This is a genomic window from Solibacillus faecavium, assembly GCF_014836905.1.
GTDB classification, from domain to species: Bacteria; Bacillota; Bacilli; order Bacillales_A; family Planococcaceae; genus Solibacillus; species Solibacillus faecavium.
Genome location: NZ_JACSPZ010000003.1, coordinates 90668 through 108119, shown reverse-complemented (window position 1 = coordinate 108119; position 17452 = coordinate 90668). Strand labels below are relative to the sequence as shown.

At 40.6% G+C, this 17452-nt stretch carries 15 protein-coding genes; 2 read left to right on the top strand and 13 right to left on the bottom strand.

Annotated elements, in window-relative coordinates:
* Positions 1-63: 63 nt before the first annotated feature.
* From H9635_RS07440 to H9635_RS07400, 9 genes are all read right to left on the bottom strand, one after another.
* Positions 64-573: a nucleotide-binding protein gene (locus H9635_RS07440; protein ID WP_318245188.1), complete on the bottom strand. Its 510-nt coding sequence runs from the start codon at positions 571-573 to the stop codon at positions 64-66.
* Between the two features lie 122 nt (positions 574-695).
* Positions 696-908 (bottom strand): hypothetical protein, encoded by a 213-nt coding sequence (locus H9635_RS07435; RefSeq protein WP_191699560.1) that lies wholly within the window; start codon positions 906-908, stop codon positions 696-698.
* Between the two features lie 19 nt (positions 909-927).
* Positions 928-2409 (bottom strand): NCS1 family transporter, encoded by a 1482-nt coding sequence (locus H9635_RS07430; protein ID WP_191699558.1) that lies wholly within the window; start codon positions 2407-2409, stop codon positions 928-930.
* 106 nt (positions 2410-2515) lie between these two features.
* Positions 2516-3799, bottom strand: coding sequence for an NAD-dependent dihydropyrimidine dehydrogenase subunit PreA (preA, locus tag H9635_RS07425; protein WP_191699556.1), 1284 nt, complete (start codon positions 3797-3799; stop codon positions 2516-2518).
* Between the two features lie 11 nt (positions 3800-3810).
* Positions 3811-5148 (bottom strand): NAD(P)-dependent oxidoreductase, encoded by a 1338-nt coding sequence (locus tag H9635_RS07420; protein WP_191699554.1) that lies wholly within the window; start codon positions 5146-5148, stop codon positions 3811-3813.
* Between the two features lie 53 nt (positions 5149-5201).
* Entirely contained in the window at positions 5202-6599 is a 1398-nt protein-coding gene (hydA, locus tag H9635_RS07415) for a dihydropyrimidinase (protein WP_191699552.1), read from the bottom strand.
* A gap of 660 nt (positions 6600-7259) precedes the next feature.
* Positions 7260-8777, bottom strand: a complete 1518-nt coding sequence (locus tag H9635_RS07410) for a CoA-acylating methylmalonate-semialdehyde dehydrogenase (RefSeq protein ID WP_191699550.1) — start codon at positions 8775-8777, stop codon at positions 7260-7262.
* A 15-nt stretch (positions 8778-8792) separates the two neighbouring features.
* Positions 8793-10148, bottom strand: a complete 1356-nt coding sequence (locus H9635_RS07405; RefSeq protein WP_191699548.1) for an aspartate aminotransferase family protein — start codon at positions 10146-10148, stop codon at positions 8793-8795.
* A 169-nt stretch (positions 10149-10317) separates the two neighbouring features.
* Positions 10318-11859: a PucR family transcriptional regulator gene (locus H9635_RS07400; protein WP_191699546.1), complete on the bottom strand. Its 1542-nt coding sequence runs from the start codon at positions 11857-11859 to the stop codon at positions 10318-10320.
* Between the two features lie 125 nt (positions 11860-11984).
* Here H9635_RS07400 and H9635_RS07395 point away from each other — a divergent pair, with 125 nt between their 5' ends.
* Positions 11985-13232: a Zn-dependent hydrolase gene (locus tag H9635_RS07395; protein WP_191699544.1), complete on the top strand. Its 1248-nt coding sequence runs from the start codon at positions 11985-11987 to the stop codon at positions 13230-13232.
* 196 nt (positions 13233-13428) lie between these two features.
* Positions 13429-13689, top strand: a complete 261-nt coding sequence (locus H9635_RS07390; protein ID WP_191699543.1) for a Parvovirus coat protein VP1-like protein — start codon at positions 13429-13431, stop codon at positions 13687-13689.
* 386 nt (positions 13690-14075) lie between these two features.
* On the opposite strand, the gene H9635_RS07385 is transcribed toward H9635_RS07390, so the two are convergent.
* From H9635_RS07385 to H9635_RS07370, 4 genes are all read right to left on the bottom strand, one after another.
* A complete protein-coding gene (locus H9635_RS07385) occupies positions 14076-14861 on the bottom strand; it encodes a basic amino acid ABC transporter substrate-binding protein (RefSeq protein ID WP_191699542.1) in 786 nt (261 codons plus the stop codon).
* 147 nt (positions 14862-15008) lie between these two features.
* Positions 15009-15731 (bottom strand): amino acid ABC transporter ATP-binding protein, encoded by a 723-nt coding sequence (locus tag H9635_RS07380; protein WP_191699541.1) that lies wholly within the window; start codon positions 15729-15731, stop codon positions 15009-15011.
* On the bottom strand, positions 15732-16433 hold the full coding sequence (locus tag H9635_RS07375; RefSeq protein WP_191699540.1) for an amino acid ABC transporter permease: 702 nt from the start codon (positions 16431-16433) through the stop codon (positions 15732-15734). It abuts the gene before it with no gap.
* A 29-nt stretch (positions 16434-16462) separates the two neighbouring features.
* Positions 16463-17242 (bottom strand): basic amino acid ABC transporter substrate-binding protein, encoded by a 780-nt coding sequence (locus H9635_RS07370; protein ID WP_191699539.1) that lies wholly within the window; start codon positions 17240-17242, stop codon positions 16463-16465.
* Between the last annotated feature and the right edge of the window lie 210 nt (positions 17243-17452).

Here is a 17452-nt window from a genome sequence, read left to right as displayed (position 1 = left end):
TATCGCTTCTCGCTAGCTCACCCCCTGCACCTTGAGCTAAAGGCTACATTCCTTCAGCCCATTTTAACTCATATTATAACCACACTCCTCGCAAAACTTTTTCGGCTCTTCGTAGACTTCATTACAGTTGGCGCAATTGTATATATAGGGCGCTGTAATTTCGTCAATCGTTTGCTTTGCATTCAGATCGGGTATGATTTCCTCCTCTTCGGCACCCGCTAATTTACTAAGTTCATTCAATTCTTCGATATCTTTTTCCAGCTGCGCAATTGCGTTTTCTTTCGCCTCAATTTGCGCGAGCTGATAATTCACCATGCTAACCGAAAACAGGCTATTGCGGTTCATATTGACGATTTCCCCAATTTGCTGTTTCAGCACTTTGATCTCTTCTTCAATTCCATTGATTTGTTTTCGCAGTTTGGACCGGTCGACCGCAAAAGACGTTTTACTGCTAAGCGTTGTCACCTTCTTGTTGACTTTCTTCCTCCATTTCTGAAATGTGCCTTTTCCTCCACCCATAAAAAACCCTCCACTTCGATCAGAAATTTTTCTACATTCAACTGGTGCATCCACTTATCCTTCTTCACAATATGTATTTCCATGTCGAAATATGCCTTTGTTCGAAATTTTCTGGTGTAATTTAATAAAATAAAAAAGCGCATCCCATATGGAAATGCGCCTGACACTCTAAATTTTCAACTGCTTAATTGTTCCAATAGTTTACTGGAGAAATATTTTCGCGTATCTGCCATTTTAATATGCAGTATACGCTCCTCGTTCGTATCTTCATTGATAAAAGTAACAAAGGCACCTTCTAAATTTTCGTATACACTTTTAAAAATATAGTTATCGGCAAGCAGCTCATCAATCTGTAAAATTTCCTTAGCCACAAATTCATATTCTGACATCGTCGCACCCCATTCACATTTAATCTGTAGAAGCTGTTTGTTGAACACCAATCGGTTCCGGCGTCACATCAATTTCCCAGCTACGTCCAGCTGTTATGCCTAAATACTCCTCATCACTCGGATTCGTAATTTCAGCTTGCGGATACTTTTTGAACCACCAGAATTTCGCCAGCACATAATAGATTGCCGCCCCTACAAAGAAGCCGATTAGTGAAGAAAACGATGGCCAAATATTTGCGATTAATCCACCAAGCACCCAAGCGATAATACCCGCTACATTGACACCTTTTAAATATTGATATTGACCATCTGTTTCATATAGATCCTTTACATTTACTCGTCGCTTACGAATTAAATAATAATCGGCAAATAAAATACCAACAATTGAAGAAAGGATACCACCAACAACGAGTAAAACGCTATTTAAAATATCAAACAAGCTCCACGGTTGAACAATCGTCCCTACAATACCTGCAATGACAACCCCTACCCAAAACGGTACTTTCGGGCCGCCGATATTCGAGAAAATCGTCGCCGCCGGAATAACGTTCGCAGAAGTATTTGTCGACCATTGAGCGAGTACGATCATCGATAATAACATTACAAGAACAATGCCACCTGCTGCTTGCTGAAGTGCGTTAATCGGGTCACCTGAACCGGTAGACATATAACATACCGCGCCAATGACAATCATTAGCGTATTGAAAATTGGCTGAACTACTAGTGAACCTAGTAATTGTGTTTTATTTCGTTTAAACCAGTTACGCTCATTTTTCGGTGCTTTAAAGTGACGTGAAAGAGTTGGCATATCCGCAGCCAATGTCGCCCAGAAGCCCATAATTGCCATCGCGACAATCATAAATGCCGTAAACTGTTCAAAGCCTGTCTGCGGTGCTTCCACCCAAGACCATACCGCTTTTCCTTGTGCCTTTGCTTCAGCCGATAATTGCAAGTACATCCAAATCGAAATAAAGATAATGATCGGTGCAGCAAAATCGGCGAAACGCTCAATTGATTTAATCCCTAACGATACGTTGAATAACTGCAATGTCGCAAAGACGATAAAGCACACAAACCAATTATCGAAGCCTATCATAATATTTAAGATTCCATTGATTGCAAGGGCTCCGAAATACGTATTAATACCAAACCAGCAAGATGCCGTAAATGCACGTGCAAACGAAGGAAGATGGGTACCAATCGTTCCGAACGGAGCACGCATATACACCGGAAACGATAATCCGTGTTCTACACCGATATCGCCGATAATCACCATGAAGATACCAATTAAAATCGATCCTACCAATGTCGCAAGGATCAGCATCGGCATACTTAAATTCACAATCCCGCCGGCACCGATCGCAAAGGCGGCCAGGACGATCGCCATTCCTACCCAGATCATACCAAAGCCAAGCACTCCAATACTGCGATTCTCATGCGAGACAGGAAGTAAATCAGGTGATTTCAAATAATTATTACTCGAGCTTTTTGGATTGGACATCGCTACACCTCTCATTATTCAATTTTTTGGGTCTACAGGAAATAGGTCAGTCAGCCGTTGTCGCACATGCGGTGCTGTTAGGCTGACATCCATTCCTTAAAATCAACTACCTCACAATACTTGAACTGTTCGCTGCAAATCCTGCAATTAACGACTGTCTTTCATTCCATGTCATTGGTGGCTGTGTAGGCACCAATTCCTTCATCGTAATAGCACCTTCTGCCGGACAAACAATCGAACATAAGTTACAGCCTACACAATCTTCCTCGCGAACTTTGAGCATCGGACGACCGTCTTCCGTATACAAATCGATACATTGATGCGATGTATCTTCACACGCGATATGGCACTTATTACAGTTAATGCAAACATCATTATTAATCTCTGCTACAACTTTATAATTTAAGTCCAGATCGCCCCAATCTGAATACTTCGGAACCGTTTTGCCAACGAGATCCATGACCGAGTCTAAGCCTTTGTCATCTAAATAGTTGCTTAAGCCATCAATCATATCCTCTACAATGCTGAAGCCGTGGTGCATAGCTGCTGTACACACTTGCACGCTTGTCGAGCCCATCAGTATAAACTCAGCAGCATCCTGCCAGTTCGATATACCACCAATGCCTGAAATCGGTACATTGATATACGGATTTCTCGCACATTCACCAACCATGTTCAGCGCAATCGGTTTAACCGCTGGACCACAATAACCTCCGTGGGCACCTTTGTTACCAACGTGCGGGATTGTGTTCCAAGAGTTTAAGTCAACGCCCGCCAGACTATTGATTGTATTAATCATACTAATCGCGTCAGCACCACCGCGTATCGCCGCTTCAGCTGTTACCGTAATATCAGTAATGTTCGGCGTCAGCTTAACAATGACCGGTACTTGAGCATATTCCTTCGCCCAATACGTCTGCTTTTCCACCAGTTCCGGTACCTGACCAGAAGCGGCACCCATGCCACGCTCGGCCATTCCATGGGGACATCCAAAGTTTAATTCGAAGCCATCGACCCCGACATCCTGTACTTTTTTTACAATTTCATACCACTTTTCAGCTTTCGGCTCGACCATTAATGAAGCAATGATCGCGTGATTAGGGAATCGTTTTTTCGTTTCATAAATTTCTTTCAGGTTCACTTCCAGCGGTCTGTCCGTGATTAACTCAATATTGTTGAACCCTGCCACCTTTTGACCATTAAAACTTACAGCTGCAAAACGGGAAGAAACGTTTAAAATAGGGTCCCCCAACGTTTTCCAAACAGCGCCACCCCAGCCTGCTTCAAAAGCACGTTGGACTTGATAGCCCGAGTTAGTCGGTGGTGCAGATGCCAGCCAAAATGGATTCGGTGACTTTATTCCAGCAAAATTTATACTTAAATCAGCCATGTGAATACCCCCTATGCGATTTCTGAATTTGCGTTTAGTTCATAATGAATTGCGTATGCCGAATCTTTCCCTTGCTGCGCCGCGGATACAACAGTCGCTTCACCGTATCCATTGCCGTAAATTACATCGCCACAAGCGTAGATTTTCGGATTGGATGTCTTTAAGCTATTCATCTCGACATCAATGACCCCACGAGTATTCGCCAGACCTAGATGCTCAATCAGCTCATACTGCTTAGCTTGACCAATGGCCCGAATGACAGCATCCGTTTCAATAATAAATTCAGAACCCGGAATCTCAGTTAACGTTCCTTTTCCGTTTTCCATATCAGTTAGCTTCATCTTGATACATTCCAGACCAACTACTTTACCGGCTTCGTCCCCGATGATTCGCTTCGGTAACGATAACCATCTAAATTCAACACCGTCCTGCTTCGCAAAATCATATTCAAAGTCATAAGCTGTCATTTCCTTCGATGTACGGCGGTAAACGATTTGAACCTGCTCAGCTCCTAACCTTACCGAACACGTCGCTGCATCAATCGCCGTATTACCAGCACCGATCACGACTGCTTTTTTGCCTAGCATTTTATCTGTAAATGAAGCTTTCGATTCTTTTACAAAATCAATCGCATCATAGACGCCTTCCAAGTGCTCGCCCTCAATATTGAGCATCGGTACTTTCCCCATACCAACCGCTACGATAATGCGGTCAAAATTCTCAAGCAGTTCATCAACTAATACATCTTCGCCGATTTTTGCGCTCGTTTTAATTTCAACACCGAGGTTTTGTACTTGCTGCACTTCCCACTCCACAACGTCTTGAGGTAGGCGGAATGAAACGATCCCGTAATAATTCAAGCCCCCTGCTTTTTCATCTGCTTCGTAAATTGTCACACCGTATCCTAGTAATGCCAGTTCACGTGCAGCAGATAATCCAGCAGGACCGCTACCAATAATCGCGATTTTCTTGCCGTTTGCAGGTTTCGGTGTAAACAACTTCACATCGGTTTCACGCAGCCAGTCTGTTGCATAGCGCTGCAAGTGACCAATCTGTATTGGCTTTTCCTCACTGTTCAACACACAAGCACCCTCACAAAGCTCGATTGTCGGACATACACGTGCACAGCTTGCTCCTACTGGGTTCGCTTCCATAATGACACGAGCAGAGCCCTTCATATTATTCGAGGCGATTTTCTTTATAAAGCTCGGAATATTAATGCTTGTCGGGCACGCTTTAACACACGGTGGATCATAGCAATACAAACATCGATTCGCTTCCACGGTTGCTGCGTATGTTGTTAAACCACCAAATATTTCTTCAAAGTTTTTCGCTAAACTATTGCTCATTTCATAACAACCCTCTCCAGTTTGATTTGTTATTACTTTTTAGGATTACTAAACTATGAAGTTACTTTAGTGGAGCTCTTTACTTCACGACGAATGTACTGGCCTCTTCCCAGTTCTCCAACAAACTTTTTATCCTGAATCACGTATTCACCACGCACCAGTACACTCATTGGCTCCCCTGTCACTTCCAGCCCTTCAAATGCATTGTAGTCAACATTCATATGGTGAGTTTCTGCCGAGATTGTCCGTTTGACTGTTGGATCGAATAATACGATATCCGCATCAGAACCGACCGCAATCGTTCCTTTTTTAGGGAACAGACCGAAAATCTTCGCAGACTGCGTCGAAATCATATCAACAAACTCGTTCTCCGTAATGCGGCCTTTCGCAACACCCTCCGAATAAAGTACAGAGAAGCGATCTTCAATAAATGGTCCACCATTCGGAATTTTCGAGAAGTCATCCTTCCCTAATGTTTTCTTGCCATTGAAGCTAAACGAGCATTGATCCGAGCCGATCGTTTGCAGCTGCTTAGCTTTTAATGCATTCCACAATACTTCCTGATGCTCTACTGGACGCAGTGGCGGTGACCATACATATTTCGCCCCTTCAAAGTTCGGCTTTTCCAATGCCGTTTGATCCAATACTAAATACGGTGGGCAAGTTTCCCCTAAAACGTTGTAGCCTTTATTACGCGCTGCGATGATTTCATCAACGGCTTCTTTACACGTAACATGTACAACATAAAGCTGTGCACCCGCTAAATTTGCTAGCTCAATCGCACGCTTCGTCGCTTCACCTTCAACTTCTGGAGGACGAGTCAGTGCATGATAAATCGGCTCTGTCTGCCCATTTGCCTTCGCCTCTTCTACCAGCTCATCGATAACAGAACCATTTTCACAATGCACCATTACCGTTGCGCCTAATTGCTTTCCTACTTTAAATGCCTGGAATAACGTACGATCCGTCGCCTGGAATTCCTTTGCATAAGCCAAAAATACTTTAATCGAGCTAATGCCGCCTCTTTCTAAAGCTTCCGGCAATTCCTTTAGACGTTGCTCATTCAAATCACCAATCATTAAGTGGAACCCATAGTCGATCACGGCCTTGTCCTTCGCCTTGCCATGCCAAGTATCAATCGCATCCATCAATGTCGGAGAGCCTGCACTAATACAAAAATCAATAATTGTCGTGGTTCCACCAAATGCTGCTGCAATGGTACCTGATTGCCAATCATCATCTGTTACCGTATTGTTGAACGGCATATCCAAATGGGTATGTGGATCAATTCCGCCCGGGAATAACAGCTTTCCAGTAGCGTCAATAATTTCTGCATCCGCATCTTGAATGCTTGCCGCAATTTGCTGAATAACGCCATCCTCAATCAGCACATCACCTTTATACGTGTCTGTAGCCGTAACAATTGTTCCCCCGGTAATAATCTTTTTCATAGTAAACCCTCCTATTTTTCTAGTAATTTAGCTAAGTTCTAGAAAGAACCGATGAAACCCGTGCCTTGCATTTAATCTGAATTTTCAATAAATTTAAGTCACAATTAGAGTTATTTAATACTCTTTTGATTTTTTTGGCATATTTAACTTTTGAGAAGCATATAATTAAATATATATTATTATATGTTATATTTTTTTACATAATATCTAATTATTCAAAAAAATTAAAATAAATTTTAAAAGTTGCTTCTTCCCTTCATACACTTAACTTTACTCGATGCTTGATTAAAAATTAATATACAAAAGGTAATTTTTCCAATAATCTTTTTGGACATAACGTAAAAAGATAAGGGGAAAATCCACTTTTCATGTTATATTTTATGACATAATAAGTGCTAATTCGATAAATTCAGCAAAAAATGTTCTAATAAACTTTGAAATATTCTAATATATTTTCATTTGTTCTAATATATTTTTGATCTTCTAATAAAGCCTCGGCATGTTCTAAAATAGGTGCAAATTGTTCTAAAATCCCCTCTCAACCTTCTAATATCCCACCCGCATTTTCTAATATCCCCCCAAACTGTTCTAATAAATTCAATTACATATAAAAAACAGCCTGATCCCATTTCCCGGAATCAGGCTGTTTCCCATATTATTTTAGTCGTTACTCGGAAACGCAAATGTCGAAGCAGTCGTTTCCGTTGTCCCTGGCCAGCGCTCGGATACCGTTTTCGTTTTCGTAAAGAATCGCGCCTGATCTGGGCCAAACATATGCCCCTCACCGAAACGAGAGCCTTTAAAGCCGGCAAAGTTATGATAGCCTACCGGGATTGGAATCGGCACATTGACACCAACCATGCCTACATCAATTTCCGTAGTAAATTTACGCGCCGCAGCACCATCATTCGTAAAGATCGTTACACCATTTGCTAGCTCCTGATCGTTAATGAAGTCAATCGCCTCCGAAAGCGAACCTACGCGCACGACATTTCGAGCCGGTCCGAACACTTCCTGATCGCAAATATCCATTTCCTTTGTCACATTGTCCAATAGCGTCGGACCTACGAAGAAGCCTTCCGAATTCTTCACAATATCCACTTCACGACCATCATTCACAACTGTCGCACCTTGCTGCTCAGCTAAATCGATTGCCTTTAAAATACTTTCTTTCGACTCCTTCGAAATAACCGGTCCAAAATCCGTACCTTCTTCTGTATAGCTGCCAACCTTCAATTTACTGATCTTGTCTTTTAAAATCGCTACTAATCTATCAGCTGTTTCTTCACCAACCGGCACGATCGTAGAAATCGCCATACAACGCTGAGAAGCCGCGCCATAAGCAGCACCGATAAACGCGTTCGCCACTTGCTCTAAATCCGCGTCCGGCATAACAACCATATTATTTTTCCCGCCACCAAGCGCCGTTACACGTTTGCCGTATTTAGCACCTGTTTCGTAAATATATTTCGCAACCGGCGTTGATCCGACAAATGAAATCGCCTGCACAGTCGGGTTTTCCAGAAGTTCATTTACCGCGTCCTTGCTACCGTTTACTACTGTCCAAATACCATCCGGCAAGCCTGCCTTTTTCCATAGCTCACTTACAAATAGTGAAGTCATCGGTACCTTTTCGGAAGCCTTTAAAATAACAGCATTCCCTACAGCAATGGCCATTGACGTTTGCGCCAGCGGTACCATGATTGGGAAGTTAAACGGTGAGATCGCAGCTACGACACCTAAAGGATACTTCGCCGAGTAGGCATTAATTTGACCACCAACATTGACCGAATACTCACCCTTCACAAGGTGAGGTGCCCCGATCGCCAAATCGACCGACTCCAATGCCCGCGTCACTTCACCACGTGCATCCTCCAACGTTTTTCCACTTTCCGTACAAATCGTATCTAATAGCTGATCCATATTTTCTGTAATTAAATAGCGGAAGCGCATTAATACTTCAGCTCGCTTCGCAACGGATAAATCTCTCCACGCAGGAAAAGCCGCTTTTGCCGCTGCAATCGCTTCACGCGTTTCCTCGGCTGTTGCAATCGGTACTTCAGCAATCACTTCGCCTGTAGACGGATTATAAACCTTTGAATAGCTTCTGCTTTTCCCCTCGACTAATTCTCCATTAATAAAATGCGTTAACTTTTTTACCGAAACTGCTTCTGTCATTCTAAATGTCCCCCTTTATTTAATGCTGTTGACCGCCTCAATGAATGTCGAAGCGATAAAGTCCTTTTCCTCCGACGTAATCGATAGCGGTGGTGATAAAGTTAATACATTATTGAAATTCGCTACAGTTACACCATTTTTACCGATAATGACGCCCTTTTGCTTACAGTAGGCAATAACGGCATTGACCTTGTTAACATCAAGCGGCACTTTCGTTTCTTTATCTTCCACAAGCTCAATCCCGATCAATAAACCTTTTCCTCGAATATCCCCGACAAATGGATGATCCATTAAATTATCCGTTAACATTTCCTTCAGTGATTCCCCGAGCATCGTGGATTGGTCAAATAAATTTTCGCGCTCCATAATTTCAATGTTTTTCAACGCAACCGCACAAGCGACCGGTGAACCACCGAAAGTATTAACGTGACGTAAAAACTCGTAATCTCCTTCAGCTATAAACTGTTCATATATTTCACGACGAATAGCAGTAGCCGATAAAGGCATATACGCACTTGTCAGCCCTTTTGCCATCGTAACGATATCCGGCTTAATTCCGTAATTTTGGAAGCCAAACGCTTTTCCTGTTCGCCCAAAACCACAAATAACCTCGTCAATAATAAGTAGTGCCCCGTGCTTTTCACATACTTCCTGGACACCTTGCAAATAGGCCTCATTCGGGACGATTACCCCACCGCCCGTAATAATTGGCTCCATAATGACAGCGGCAATCGTTTCCGACATTTCCCACGTCATCACCTGGTCCAAGTTTTTCACACTCGGCAATGTCGTAGGGTCCTCCCCCTGCATTTCTTCTGGGTTACGATATTGATCAGGTGGCGCTACATGCAGAAACCCTGGAGCAAGCGGCTCATATTTATATTTACGCTGTGCCTGGCCTGTTGCGGCTAACGCACCCATCGTATTCCCGTGGTATGCACGGTAGCGGGACACAATTTTATAGCGATTCGTTTCACCTTTTTGCTGATGGTATTGACGCACGACTTTAAAGGCAACTTCATTTGCTTCCGAGCCACTGTTGGAGTAGAAAACGACATATTCATCACCAAGCAGCTCGCTAATTTTCTGACTTAGTAAAATTGCCGGCGTATGCCCATATGTGAGTGGCGTATAGGAATTTTTAAGCATCTGCTCATAGGCTACTTCTGCAATTTCCTTGCGTCCATACCCAATATTCGTACACCATAGCCCTGCCATCGCATCCAAATATTTGTTGCCATCGATGTCCGTCAGCCAAGCTCCTTCTGCTCTATCTACAATAAACGTTGCATCCGGGTTATAAGGCTTCATCGAATGCCACACATGCTTTTCGTCATTTGCCTTCCAGTTATACTCTACGTATTGGCTCATGCATTTCCCTCCTAAATTTCAGAACTTACCTCTATTTTCGCTTATCGAACTTATTAGGGCATTATACATTGTGTAAAATGATTTTTTGCATTCACTTCACATTAAGGTAATTAGTGAGTTCTTCATTAGTAGGTTAATATAACGTTTTTGTATAGTCCGACAAGCGATATTAGGTGACTTTCATCCCCTCATAATAATTATGCTTTGTCATCAATAACATGAGTTCTAAACATAAACGATTTTCATAATTCATAAAATCACTGCCGATAATTTGCTCCACCTTTTCAAGACGATGATAAAGCGTTTGGCGAACAATAAATAATTTTTCGGCTGTCTCCTTTTTCAATCCATTGCACTGAAAAAAGATATCCAACGTCTGAATTAAATTCGTATTATGCTTGCTGTCATACTGACTGAGCTTCTCAATCTTTTCCTTAGCCGCCTGCATAAGACTATTGTTATTTTGCAGAACCTTTACCATATGATAAAGAAGCAGCTCATCATAGAAATACGAAAGCTCCATATTCGTCATTCTGATTTGAAGCGTCTCCTGCGCAGTTTGATAGCTTTCCTTCAATTCATTGTAATGAGATACATATTTCCCTACCGCAATGAGCGTATCCAGCCTGTACTGATTGATCAGCTCATTCATCGCGCGCTTCATCCGCTCTTTATAAGTAGCTTCCGGCCCCAAATCATTCAATATAAAGATTAAATACTGGGACTGCTCTACGATAAATGTATAAAAGCCTTCCTTTTGCAAAGCTTGGCGAAGATTGATTTTATAGTTCGTCAAATCCTTTATAATATTTTTTCTTCGCATTTGATGAATCATAACCATCCAGCCGTTTTGCTTGAGCTTCTGTTCCGATTCTTCGATAAAATAACGTATTTCATCATCACTGTTTTTACCTTCCAGCCATTTCTCAAAAAATTTACGGTTTTCACTTTCAAGCTTTTCCTCAATATATAAATCCCTTAAAACAAACTGAGACAACGTAACGACTGTCCGATCCAAAATGAGTAAATCCAGTTCGGTAATTTCCCTTTTCTCGGAGTAAATATGGACCGTACCATACACCTGATCAAATAAATTCATTTCCAGACTCGCCTTATTTTTACTGTTCAATCTATTGATGAAATCTTTGTAATTTTCAATCTTTTTATCCGGGATTGCGAGACTTGTCCCTTTATTCACTTCAAAATAAGTGTTTACATTTAAATATTTCTGCATGTACTGCAAAATCTTCGCCTTGTCATTTACCTTTAACACATAGTTGTTTATTTTTTGGGAGTAATCCTCCAACTGCTTCAGAATACCGTATTGCTGATGAATAATCGCTGTATGCAAATCCTGCGTAATCCCGATAAACGGCACGATTTCCTGAAACACAATAAGTGGAAAATCAAGACGATCCGCTAAATTTATGACGCTTTCCGGTACAACCTGAATATACATTCCTAATTCAATGCATAGACCCGCCACTTCCAAATCGCTAAGCTGCTGGACAAAGTTTAAAAAACCTTGCTCGTTGTCTTTTAAAATAACTCCGGTTGTCAAAATGAGCTCATTACCTTTTATTAGCTGCTTCACATCGATAACTTCCAATATATGTATCCATTTTATCGCATGATTTAATCCTGATTGACCCGCAACAACTTTGGCAGATTCAAAGTATTTTCGATTTAGCACTTCTTTTACAGTTATCATAAGCAGCCTCCTCTAATTAACAATTCGTCCATACAATTATTGTAACATTTTACATTAGGTATATATTAATTTGTTATATGAAAATGCTAATGTATATATATTAATGGATTAAAGGGGGACTCCTAATGTTAAAAACCAATCGTGAACGACTAAAAAACAGTATCGAGTTATTCAGTCAATTTGGAGCTACAGAAAATAACGGTGTCACACGTTTAAGCCTTTCAAAAGAGGATATTCTTGCTCGCAACCAATTGAAGGAAACTTGCGAACAGCTTGGAATGACTGTCACAACAGATGATATGGGGACAATGTATGCCACACTTCCTGGCAAACCCAACCATTTACCGATTGTGATGGGTTCTCATTTGGATTCTGTTATTAAAGGCGGACGCTTTGATGGCGTTTTAGGCGTTTTAACAGCTTTAGAAACCGTCCAAACGATCATTGATGCAGGACTTGAACTGAATCACCCTCTAACAATCGTCAACTTCACAAACGAGGAAGGCGCTCGCTTTGAACCTTCATTAATGGCTTCCGGCGTTCTTTCAGGAAAATTCGAAAAAGAAAAGATGCTAGCTTCCACTGACATAGAAGGCATTACATTTGAACAGGCCTTAAAAGAAAGCGGCTATGAAGGTGATATAGCTAACCGGTTAACGGATGCACACGCCTATTTAGAGCTTCATATCGAGCAAGGCCCCGTACTGGAACATTATGAAAAGGAAATCGGCGTCGTCGAAGGTGTTCTTGGTATGGTCTGTTATGACATCGCATTAACTGGCGAATCGAATCATGCCGGTACAACCCCTATTTCAATGCGGAAAGATAGTATGTTTGCCGCAATGCAAATTATTTCAATCCTTCAAAATAAACTAAAACAGCTACCTGATGATCTTGTTTATACAATCGGGCGCATCAATGCCTACCCGAATATTCATACGGTCATTCCAAATAAAGTAACATTCTCGTTAGAATCCCGCCATCAAGACCCTTCAGTGATCGGGCAAGTAGAACAAATTATTTTCAACCTGCCAAAGGAAATAGAAAACTGCCAGCTTAGCTATACAAAATTATGGAGCCGCGATACGGTTCATTTCGCACCGGAAGTCATAGATGCCGTAGCAGCAAGCGTAAATGAATTAGGATATTCAAGCCAACAAATGTATAGCGGCGCCGGTCATGACGCACAATTTATTGCCGGATACATTCCTTCGACAATGATTTTCGTTCCAAGCAAGAACGGCTATAGCCACCGGGAAGATGAGTATACTTCTTATGAAGAATGCTCAAAAGGTGCTGACGTCCTTGTAAATGCCGTAGTGAAGATTGCAGAAAGTTCGGTTTTACCTGTGAAATCCGCTACTATGAACTAACCAACTTTACTATTTTAAAATATCATTCGAACGAGGAATGGCTACACGAATGCCTCTCTTCTAATCTGCCTTTTACTAAAATCAGGCACAGCCTTATGCATTGTTTTCACCTAGTAAAAAAATAGATTAGCCCTACCCTTCTTATTTAGGAAATCATACTATATGGTAACTATTAAAAAGAAGGGAGATAAAAGTAATGAGACGCCCTGCATTTGGTTTTTGTTACCCTGGTTACCGATACTGCGGACCAGGCTGTTCCGGTCCCGGTGCACCAACAAATGCAGTAGATAACTGCTGTCTGCACCATGATGCATGCTATTACTACGGATATGATAAACGCTACTGCGATGCGATATTTCAACAATGTTTAAGTCAATACAAATATGCTCCCACTAAAATGGGGAGAGACGCAAGATTATTCTCTAATGCCATCCGTATTAAAAATAACCTTTTATAACGATAACAAATAGACATGACTTCCTTCGCAACAAGGAGGTCATGTCTATTTAATTTCGATTTTTCGCGAAATGAAAATCATGTGATATTCAAATTAGCTTTCTTATAGGGATTTAATCGATATAGAAGTAAATGTAGTTGTTCGGAGTGAAGGCGGCGACTCCCAGGGGACAAGCAAAATTTATTTTGCGACGAGTAATCGCAGGAGCAGGTGGGAGAGACGTAAGGAACAAAAGCTAAAAACGCCACGTCCTGTGGCAACGCTTTTGTGACCAACTTCCTGTTGGCCTCGTGCCCCCAGGAAAGCGTCCGCCGTAACGGAGAACAACGGCTACGAAGTAGAAACAAAATAAAGCCCTGCATATGTATGCAAGGCAGCTCCTTTTATTAATCGATTTTTTGTCCTGTAATTTCTTCAAGCTTACCGTTTTCTTTAATTTTCTGTAAGCCTTCATTTAGGTGATTTAGTAGCTCAGTATTTCCCTTTTTCACCATAAAGCCGTAATATTCTTTTTCAAACTGATCTGATTCAATTGCTTTTAAGCCTGATTCAGGATTGTTCTTTAAGTACTCTAACACTACAGCATTATCACCAATTGCAGCCGCTGTTGCACCATTAATTACTTCCTGGAAAGCAATTGGCTGGTTTTCATAAGCTAACGTTTTCGAGCTTGTCATACCTTGCAGTTTTTTCGCCGCTTCATGACCTGTTGTATTAATTTGTACAGAGATTTTCTCATCCTTCAACTCATCCAATGTTGTAATCGGTGAATCTTCTTTTACGACAATCATTAATGTCGCTTCGTAATAAGGCTCTGTAAAATCAAATGTTTGTTTACGCTCATCTGTAATCGTAATTCCTGATGCCCCTAAATCCAACTCACCATTCTTTAACTGTTGGAATACCGGCTCCCAGCCTACATTTCTAAATTCGATTTCCGAACCCATCTCTTCACCGATTGCGTTCATAATATCAACGTCAATTCCGACAATTTCCCCTTTATCATTCATCGATTCAAACGGAGCAAAAGTTGCTTCCGTACCGACTAATAGTTTGGCAAATTTACCTTCCGCATCTGCGCCTGAAGTTTCTTTATCCCCAGTACCACATGCAGTTAAAACTAATGATAATACTACAAGCAGCATCATTGTTAACCATTTTTTATTCAACATTGCAAATCCCCCTATACATTTTATGTTATAATTATACATTTATTGAATATAGTAATACAACATTTATTTTGAATTTTCCGATATTTTATATTAAAAAAACTATCTTCACTATATTTTAATATAGTAAAAGATAGCTTTTTTCTATCCCTATAATACTTTCCCTAAAAATGCCTTCGTGCGTTCATTTTGTGGATTGCCGAAAACTTCTTCCGGATGACCTTGTTCTACAATATAGCCACCATCCATAAACAGTACGCGGTCACCAACTTCGCGCGCAAAGCCCATTTCATGTGTGACAACGACCATCGTCATCCCTTCTTTGGCAAGGTTTTTCATTACTTCTAAAACCTCTTTAACCATTTCAGGGTCGAGCGCTGATGTCGGCTCGTCAAATAGCATCACTTTTGGCTTCATTGCTAAAGCACGTGCAATGGCAACACGCTGTTGTTGCCCACCTGATAATTGCTGTGGGTAATTATCCGCTTTTTCACGCAATCCAACTTTATCAAGTAGCTCCATTGCCAATTTCTCGGCATCTTGTTTATTTAAGTTGCGAATTTGCATCGGAGCCATCGTAATATTATCAATAACCGACATATGCGGGAATAAGTTAAACTGCTGGAATACCATCCCTACTTCTGTTCGGATATCGTTAATGTTTGTTTTCGGATCATTAATTTTGACACCATTAATATAAATCGCGCCATCTGTTACTTCTTCAAGTAAATTCATGCAACGGAGGAAAGTCGATTTACCAGATCCGGATGGACCGATGACACACACAACTTCCTTTTCATGAACTTCATAATCAATTCCCTTTAACACTTCGAGCTTGCCAAAATGCTTGTGTAAGTTTTCTACTTTAATCATTTACGCGCGCTCCTTTTTCTTACGTGGGTTGTAATTGATATCGACCCGCTTTTCGATAAATGCGATGAGCTTTGTTACTGCGTACGTTAATACAAGATATAAGAACGCTGCAAATAAATATGGCTCCCAGAAACGCTGATACGTTCCGGCAACGACTTTACTCACGTATAATATTTCTGCACCGGCAATAACCGTTACAAGCGATGAATCTTTTAACAAGGCAATAAACTCATTCCCCAGTGGTGGAATCATACGACGGAATGCTTGAGGTAAAATGACTTTGCGCATCGCCTGACTATGCGTTAAACCTAATGACCTTGCTGCTTCCATTTGCCCTTTATCTATTGATTGAATTCCTGCACGGAAAATTTCCGCATTGTATGCCGCGCTATTTAAAATTAATCCTACGATACCCGATACCCACCAACCTTGTGATGAACCAAAAATAGTTGGAATAACAGCTAAGTGAATTAATAATAATTGCACTAGCAATGGTGTACCACGGAATACGTCTACATAAATTTTAGCCGGCCAATAAATTAATTTTCTTTTCGAAACTTGGCCTAACCCTAATAGTAGACCGAAAATGATACCACCAATATAACCACATGCGGTTAGAACAATGGTCGCCCAAAGTCCTTTTGCATATAGCTCACGGTAGTTCCAGATAATTTCCCAACGGAAAAAATCAAAAAACTCCATCTGAAACCCTCCAATAAATTAAAAATAGCTTATTCGATTTCTGTACCTGTAATTTCAGCTAATTTTCCGTTAGCCTTAATTTTGTCCAGACCTTCATTTAAAATATTTAATAGCTCTGTATTACCTTTTTTCACCATGAAACCGAAGTAATCTTTTTCAAATGAATCGTCTTCGATCGCTTTTAAACCAGAATCCGGATTTTTCTCTAAGTATTCTAAAATAACAGCATTATCACCGATCGCCGCATCTGAAGCACCTGTTAATACTTCTGTTAGTGCAATTGAAAAGTTTTCATACGCTAAAATTTTTGAACTTGATACGCCTTGTAAATCCTGTGCTGCTTTGTGACCTGTTGTATTAATCTGTACTGAGATTTTTTTGTCTTTAATATCCTCTAAAGATTCAATTGAAGAATCTTCTTTTGTCACGATTAATAATGTCGCCTCATAGTATGGATCTGTGAAATCATATGATTGTTTACGCTCATCAGTAATCGTAATCGCTGCTGCACCCATATCGATCTCACCATTTGTTACTTGGCTCATCATCGAGTCCCAGCCAACATTTTTAATTTCTGTTTCGACACCCATCTCTTCACCAATTGCTGCTAAAATATCAGCATCTAAACCTACTACATTACCTTTATCATCTAAATACTCAAAAGGAGCATATGTTGCTTCTGTACCTGCTACGATTTTTGTATATTCTTTATCCCCTGTAGATGATTTTTCATCTGCACCACATGCAGTTAAAATCATTGAAGCTGCTGCTAAAGGGGCTGCCCATTTAAGTAATTTTCTAGCGTTCATTATAAATATCCTCCTGGAGTTTTAAGTTTTTTAATTAATATCTTGTTCAATTATATTAATTCCCCAATTAATATACAACATTTAATTTTTAAAAAATTGATTATTATTGCAGTATGATGAATTTTTATAACAAAAATGATAAGAAATCTGCATATCTTTTAATATTTATTCATTAAATTGTTATATCATTATTGTTTTTTAATCTTCTAT